8 protein-coding genes are annotated in these 6,310 nt (G+C 69.7%); 3 read left to right on the top strand and 5 right to left on the bottom strand.

What is annotated here, in order from left to right; all coding sequences use genetic code 11:
- Positions 1–404 (bottom strand): SDR family NAD(P)-dependent oxidoreductase (locus tag ACFPZ3_RS17730; RefSeq protein ID WP_379515221.1); only part of this gene is annotated, 404 nt, incomplete at its 3' end.
- Between the two features lie 9 nt (positions 405–413).
- Positions 414–899, bottom strand: a complete 486-nt coding sequence (def, locus tag ACFPZ3_RS17725; protein WP_379515220.1) for a peptide deformylase — start codon at positions 897–899, stop codon at positions 414–416.
- Positions 900–995: 96 nt separating this feature from the next.
- Here def and ACFPZ3_RS17720 point away from each other — a divergent pair, with 96 nt between their 5' ends.
- A complete protein-coding gene (locus tag ACFPZ3_RS17720) occupies positions 996–1,463 on the top strand; it encodes a ribose-5-phosphate isomerase (protein ID WP_379515219.1) in 468 nt (155 codons plus the stop codon).
- On the opposite strand, the gene ACFPZ3_RS17715 is transcribed toward ACFPZ3_RS17720, so the two are convergent.
- Both ACFPZ3_RS17715 and ACFPZ3_RS17710 read right to left on the bottom strand, forming a co-directional pair.
- Positions 1,460–1,606 carry a hypothetical protein gene (locus ACFPZ3_RS17715; protein ID WP_379515218.1) on the bottom strand — a complete coding sequence of 49 codons (147 nt, stop codon included), beginning with the start codon at positions 1,604–1,606 and terminating at the stop codon, positions 1,460–1,462. The two genes, ACFPZ3_RS17720 and ACFPZ3_RS17715, sit on opposite strands and share 4 nt — an antisense overlap.
- Positions 1,607–1,629: 23 nt before the next feature.
- Complete coding sequence (locus tag ACFPZ3_RS17710) at positions 1,630–2,856, bottom strand: GNAT family N-acetyltransferase (RefSeq protein ID WP_379515217.1); 1,227 nt, start codon at positions 2,854–2,856, stop codon at positions 1,630–1,632.
- Between the two features lie 118 nt (positions 2,857–2,974).
- On the opposite strand from ACFPZ3_RS17710, the gene ACFPZ3_RS17705 reads away from it, so the two are divergent.
- Entirely contained in the window at positions 2,975–4,090 is a 1,116-nt protein-coding gene (locus ACFPZ3_RS17705) for a PP2C family protein-serine/threonine phosphatase (RefSeq protein ID WP_379515216.1), read from the top strand.
- Between the two features lie 121 nt (positions 4,091–4,211).
- Here the strand turns inward: ACFPZ3_RS17705 and ACFPZ3_RS17700 are convergent, their stop codons facing one another.
- Positions 4,212–4,808: a response regulator transcription factor gene (locus ACFPZ3_RS17700; protein WP_379515215.1), complete on the bottom strand. Its 597-nt coding sequence runs from the start codon at positions 4,806–4,808 to the stop codon at positions 4,212–4,214.
- 165 nt (positions 4,809–4,973) lie between these two features.
- Between ACFPZ3_RS17700 and ACFPZ3_RS17695 the strand changes: the two genes are divergently transcribed.
- Positions 4,974–6,278: a M50 family metallopeptidase gene (locus ACFPZ3_RS17695; protein WP_379515214.1), complete on the top strand. Its 1,305-nt coding sequence runs from the start codon at positions 4,974–4,976 to the stop codon at positions 6,276–6,278.
- Positions 6,279–6,310 lie beyond the last annotated feature (32 nt).

The raw sequence follows: 6,310 nt of genomic DNA, 5'->3' as shown, positions 1-6,310 counted from the left end.
CCACGCCGTGCCCGCCGCCGTCGACGCCCGACCCGCCCCGCCCACTGGATGGCCAGGAAGACGGCCCTGGTGTTGATCGCGAACACCCGCTCGTAGAGCTCGTCCGTCACGTCGGCGATGAGTTTCTGGCCCTCCGACGTGGCCGCGTTGTTGACCAGGATGTCCACCCCGGGCAGCCGCGCCTCCGCCTCGGCGAACAGCCGCGCCAGGTCCTCCTCGTTACCGAGGTCGGCCCGCACCGCGTGCGCGCCCGTCTCCTTGGCGACCTGCTCGGCCGCCTCCGCGGAGCTCTGGTAGCAGAAGACGACCTCCGCGCCGTCGCCGGTCAGCCGCTCCACGATGGCCCTGCCGATGCCCCTGGAGCCGCCGGTGACCAATGCGCCCTTTCCGGAAAGTACGCTCATGCGGCCAAACTATGCCCTGAGCATGATGGCGCGGGCCTCGTTTCGCGGTAGGCGATCAACGTACAACGTGCCGTCGAGGTGCTGGGTCTCGTGCTGGAAGCAGCGGGCGAGGGAGCCGCGGGCCTTGAGACGTACGGGGCGCTCCAGACGGTCCAGGCCCTCGACGCTCACGCCCGCGGCGCGCGCCACCGGGGCGTAGATCGGCAGGCGGGTCTGGCGATCGGGTACGGAAAGGCAGCCCTCCTCGTCGAGCACCTCCTCCGGGTCGTCGACGGTCAGCACCGGGTTGACCACGTGGCCCTTGCGCCCCGCGATGTCGTAGACGAACAGCCGGCGCGACACTCCGATCTGGGGGCCTGCCAGGCCGACGCCGTTGACCGCGTACATGGCCTGGAACATCTCCTCGATCAGCCTGCGCAACTCGCGATCGAAGTCCGTCACCGGCTCGGCGGGGGTGCGCAGGACAGGATCGCCGATGACGCGGATCTCTCGCATGGCTCTCTGCTCTCGCTTTCGTAAGGACTGGACCTCGATGGTGATCCTTACTCTAGTCAGCGAGCCCGATCGGCGGGGCTGTGGAAGACTGGACGGGTGCGCGTCTACATCGGTGCCGACCATGCCGGCTATGAGCTCAAGAACCACCTCGTGTCCTGGCTGAAGGATCACGGTCACGAGGTGACCGACTGCGGTCCCTTCGTCTACGACGCCGAGGACGACTATCCGGCGTTCGTCCTGCGGGCCGCCGAAGGCGTCGCCGGCGACCCCGGGAGCCTCGGGGTGGTCATCGGCGGGTCGGGCAACGGCGAGCAGATCGCCGCCAACAAGGTGCGCGGCATCCGCGCGGCGCTGGCCTGGAGCGAGGAGACCGCCGGCCTGGCCCGCGAGCACAACAACGCCAACGTCGTCAGCGTCGGCGCCCGCATGCACTCACTCGACGAGGCCACCAGGTTCGTCGAGGTCTTCCTGACCACGTCGTTCACCGGCAGCGAGCGCCACAGCAGGCGCATCGCGCAGCTGGCCACCTACGAGACGATCGGCCAGCTGCCCTCGCTTCCCTAGCCCTTGCGCTTGGGGTCGCGCCTGGGCATCTCATCACGCAGGGGCCGCCGGTCGGCGGCCTCCTGCTGGTCCTTCGACGGTTTCGACACATCGCGGGCGCGCATGGCGACGACCGCTGTGATCTGCAGACTTTGCAGCGCCATGACCTTGAGCTTACGTCACGACGTCAGAAGCCCTGCCCGCACCAGGGCTTGGGGCTCCACGACATGGCGGTGGCGAGCCTGCGTACGGCGCCGGGGTTGTGCTCGCCCAGCAGGCCCGCCTCGAACTGCTCGCCGAGCATGCCGTCCCCCATGTACGCCGACCCGAGCGCGGTCACCGGCAGCGTCATGTCCGGCTGCTCCTCCACCGGTTTGCACTCGGCGCCCGACAGGTCGGCGGTCAGGCGCCAGCGGCGGGCGTTCCACGGGCAGACGTCGTCCTCGACCTCGATCACCACGTCCACGGGCGCCGAGTAGGCCCTGGAGGTCAGCGCCCTGTCGACCTCGACCAGGCGTACCCACAGCTCGTCACCCCAGCCCGCGCGGAGCTGGCGCTGGTCGGCCAGCAGCGCGATCAGCGGGTCGTCCGCCGGCCTGCCGCACTCGACCTTGGCGACCAGGTCGCGGTCCAGCACGCTGCGCCAGAGCAGGGCGTAGGCGGCGGGGTCGGACGCCTCCAGCTCGTACAGCTTCAGGGTCCCGTCGGGAACGCCGTCGTCGTCCCAGGAGGACTTGATGCGGAACAGGGCGTAGCCGCGCACGCCGGTGTCGTCCTCGGCCAGGATCGAGCGCAGCGGCCCGGATCCGCGCTGGTCGAACTCCTCGTCGGCCAGCAGGTTGTTCCAGGTCTGGGGATTGCGCTCGTATCGGCCGGGGCGGCGCGTGACGACGGAGGCGAACAACTGCTCCATCTCGGGGCGAACGTCGGCGGGCTTGGCGACCCTGAGCCGGAGCGACGGGTCCTGGGGCGCGTCGCGGACGAACTCCGACCGGTTCTTGTCGATGCGGAACGACAGCTCGCTCGCGGCCCTGCCGTAGCCGAACCTGCCGTAGATGAGGGCCTCGGAGGCGTAGAGGGCGGCGACGGGCTCGCCGCGCTCGCGTACGTCGCTGAGCTGCCTGCGCATCAGCGAGGAGAGCACGCCGCGGCGGCGATGGGAGGGCAGGACGCTGACGGCGGTGACGCCGGCTACGGGGAGCTGGGCGCCGGGGACCGTCATCGTGAAGCTGAAGACGGAGGTGACTCCGGCGATCTGCTCGCCGTCGAAGGCGGCGAGCGTGCGGTCGAACTCGGTCTCCGCTTTCCACCGCTCGAATTGGGTGGGGTGTGGCGTCCAGCCGAACGCCTCTTCAAGCACCCGGCCGAAGGCCGGCCACTCGGACTCGTCAATCGGACGGATCGGATACGTCATCCGTCCAAGGTAGGAGCGGGCAAAGGGGGACGGCCACCCAATATACGTGCTTAATGATCAAGGCGTTGGTCAAGTGGGCTGCCCAAACACGGGTCAGACCGATACAGTCAGGCGCATCATGAGTTCCCGTCAGGCGCCGCTGATCCCGCCACGGGTCCGTGCGGCCCTGGTGCGGGTGCCATTTCTCGTGCCTGTCGTCCGCTTCGTCCGGCGGGTTCTGCTGGCCCGCGACCGTAATCTGCTCAGCACCCTGATCGTGCTGGCGCTCGTCATCGGGTTCCTCGCGGCCGAGGTCTCGACCGAGTGGTTCTCGCCCTCGCTGCTCATCCTCGTCACCCTCGTCGGCGGGCTCCAGCTCCGGCTGCGCAGCCTGGTCAAGCTGCTCGTGGGGGTCGGGGTCGCGCTCGGCTACATCGCGGCGACGCTGGGCGTGGGGCGGGTCGGCCTGGGGCTGACCGTGACGATCGTGTTCACCACCGTGCTCGCCGTGCTCATGGCCCGCACCAGGGGCAAGCTCGGCGTCCAGGGGCTGCGCGGCGACGCGATGCTGCTGGAGCTGCGTGACCGGCTCAGGAGCCAGGGCGAGCTGCCCTCGCTGCCCAAGGACTGGGGCGGCAAGGTGGTGCTCAAGCAGGCGGGCGGGTCGTCGTTCGGCGGCGACTTCCTGGTGTCCATGCGCGACGGCAACTCCGTCGAGATCGCCCTGGTCGACGTGTCGGGCAAGGGCGTCGACGCGGGCACCAGGGCGCTGCTGCTGTCGGGCACGTTCGGCGGGCTGCTCGGCTCGGTCGGCGACTTCCTGCCCGCGTGCAACTCCTACCTGCACAGGCAGCGGGGCGACGAGGGGTTCGTGACCGCCGTGCATGTGCGCCTCGACCTGGAGACGGGCGACTACACGATCACCTCGGCCGGGCATCCGCCGGTGGTGAAGTTCGACGCGGGCACCGGCAACTGGCAGGTCGCCACGGCCAAGGGCGTCGTGCTCGGCGTGGTGCCCGACCTGCACTGCGAGCCCGACAGCGGCACCCTGCGCAAGGGCGACGCGCTGCTGCTCTACACCGACGGGCTGATCGAGCAGCCGGGCCGCGACATCGACGCCGGCCTCGACCGGCTGCTCGGCGAAGCGGAGCGGCTGCTGCCCTCCGGGTTCCGCGACGGCGCCAGGGCGCTGGTCAACGCGATGGCCTCAGGGCACAACGACGACTGCGCGCTCGTGCTCATCTGGCGCCCGTGACCTTTTACACGGGCCGGCCGTGATGGTGCTCACTGGCACCGGGCTCCGCCCGGCTGGGATCCTCTAGGAGTCCGGACCCCGGCGGAGCGGCGCGGCTCCACCGGGGTCCCGTCACAGTCCCTTACAACCAGCCGCTGTCACTGGCGATGCGCACGGCATCCAGCCGGTTGCGCGCCCCGGTCTTGCACATGATGCGCGACAGGTGGTTGCGTACGGTGCCGACCGACAGGAAGAGCTCGTCGGCGATCTCCGTCGAACGCGCCCCGCCCGCCGCGACCCTCAGCACGTCGAGCTCCCGCCTGGTCAGCGGATTGCTCGCGCACTGCAGCGCCGCCACGGCCAGCTCCGCCTCGATGGCCCGCCGCCCCGCCGCGACCTGCCGCACCCCCTCGGCCAGCCGCTCGGCGGGCACGCACAGGCTCATGAACCCCAGCGCGGGACCGGCCAGCGCCTCGCGCACCTGCGCCGGATTGGGCGCGGCCGACAGGATCAGCACCCCGCACCGGGGCACGTGCTCGGCCAGCAGGGCGGTCACCGGCGGGCCCGGCAGGTCGAGATCGGCCACGGCCACGTCGGCCTTCGCGGACAGCGCCGCGTGCATCACCTCTTCTGCGTGTCCCGCCTCGGCGACGACCCGCAGGTCAGGTTCGGCTCCGAGGGTGGCCAGCAGGCCACGGCGCACCAACGGCAGGTGCTCGGCGATCAGTATGCGGATCAAGACGTCCCCCTCCGTCGTCACCCAGAGTGATCGTTGTATCGCAGACTGTCAATGCTCATCAAAAGCGGTAAGCCGTGCGGTGTGGCGAGTTCGACTACTCTGGGGCTGTCGGACCTTTCGTCTGTCGTGTCGTCCCGCCCTGTCGCCTGCTTGGAGCACGCCTCGATGAACTGGCTCTACGTCGTGGGGATCATTCTCTTCCTTCTGGGGTTGATGGTCTCCATCGCGCTGCACGAGGTTGGCCACCTGGTGCCGGCCAAGCTGTTCGGGGTCAGAGTGACCCAGTACATGGTGGGCTTCGGCTCGACAGCGTGGTCCCGGCGCAGGGGCGAGACCGAATACGGCATCAAGTGGATCCCGCTCGGCGGCTACATCCGCATGATCGGCATGCTGCCGCCCCGGCCCGGCGACGAGCCGGGCAAGCTCAGGAGCACCGCGACGGGCCCGTGGCAGGGCCTGATCGAGTCGGCCCGCGACGCCGCCCAGGAAGAGGTGCGGCCGGGCGACGACGACAAGGTCTTCTACCGCAAGAAGTGGTGGCAGAAGGTCATCATCATGTCCGGCGGCCCGGCGATGAACTTCGTGCTCGCCTTCATCTTCTTCAGCATCCTGCTGGTCGGCATCGGCCTGCCCGCCTGGGCCCCGATCGTCTCGCCCGAGACCAACACGTGCGTGATCCCGATCTCGGAGCAGCGCGCGGCCTGCAAGTCCACCGACAAGCCCACACCCGCCGCCCAGGCCGGCATGAAGCCGGGCGACCACCTGGTCTCCTTCGGCGGCAAGAAGATCGGCTCCTGGGACGACGCGACCCGCCTGATCCGCTCCCACGGCCCCGGCCCGGTGCAGGTCGGCATCGTCCGCGACGACAAGCCCATGACGCTCAGCGTCACCCTCATCGCCCAGGACCGCCCCAACCTCGAGGACCCGGCGAAGATCGACAAGAACGTCGGCTTCCTCGGCGTGCTGCCCACCGAGGTCATGGAGAAGCAGAACATCGGCCAGGTCATCGGCTACATGGGCGAGCTGTCCGGCCGGGTGGCGAGCTCGCTGGTCAACCTGCCCAACAAAATGGTGGGGATCTGGAACGCGGCCTTCTCCGGCCAGGAACGTGACCCGGAGGGCCCGGTCGGCGTGGTCGGGGCGGGCCGCATGGGCGGCGAGATCCTGGCCTCCGACCTGTCCAGCGAGAAGAAGATCGCCATCTTCGTCAACCTGCTGGCCGGCTTCAACCTGGCGATCGGCATGTTCAACCTCATCCCGCTGCTGCCGCTGGACGGCGGGCACATCGCCGGCGGCCTGTGGGAGGGCATCAAGCGGGCCTACGCCAAGGTGATGCGGCGGCCCGAGCCCCGTTACGTGGACATCGCCAAGGTGCTGCCTCTGACGTACGCGATCGCGATCGTGATGATGGTCATGGCCGGCCTGCTCGTCTACGCCGACCTGGTGAATCCGCTCAGACTGACGAACTGACGGCGCCCGCCGGCGGATCGCCCCGTTCCCGG

The organism is Nonomuraea insulae (assembly GCF_042656245.1).
The sequence above is the reverse complement of the archived record's forward strand: the minus strand, read 5'-3'. Positions and strand labels throughout refer to the sequence as shown.

Coding starts and splice junctions, on each gene's coding strand:
- def (WP_379515220.1), bottom strand. CDS start 899: ATGCGAGAGATCCGCGTCATCGGCGATCCTGTCCTGCGCACCCCCGCC.
- ACFPZ3_RS17715 (WP_379515218.1), bottom strand. CDS start 1,606: ATGGCGCTGCAAAGTCTGCAGATCACAGCGGTCGTCGCCATGCGCGCC.
- ACFPZ3_RS17710 (WP_379515217.1), bottom strand. CDS start 2,856: ATGACGTATCCGATCCGTCCGATTGACGAGTCCGAGTGGCCGGCCTTC.
- ACFPZ3_RS17705 (WP_379515216.1), top strand. CDS start 2,975: ATGAGTTCCCGTCAGGCGCCGCTGATCCCGCCACGGGTCCGTGCGGCC.
- ACFPZ3_RS17695 (WP_379515214.1), top strand. CDS start 4,974: ATGAACTGGCTCTACGTCGTGGGGATCATTCTCTTCCTTCTGGGGTTG.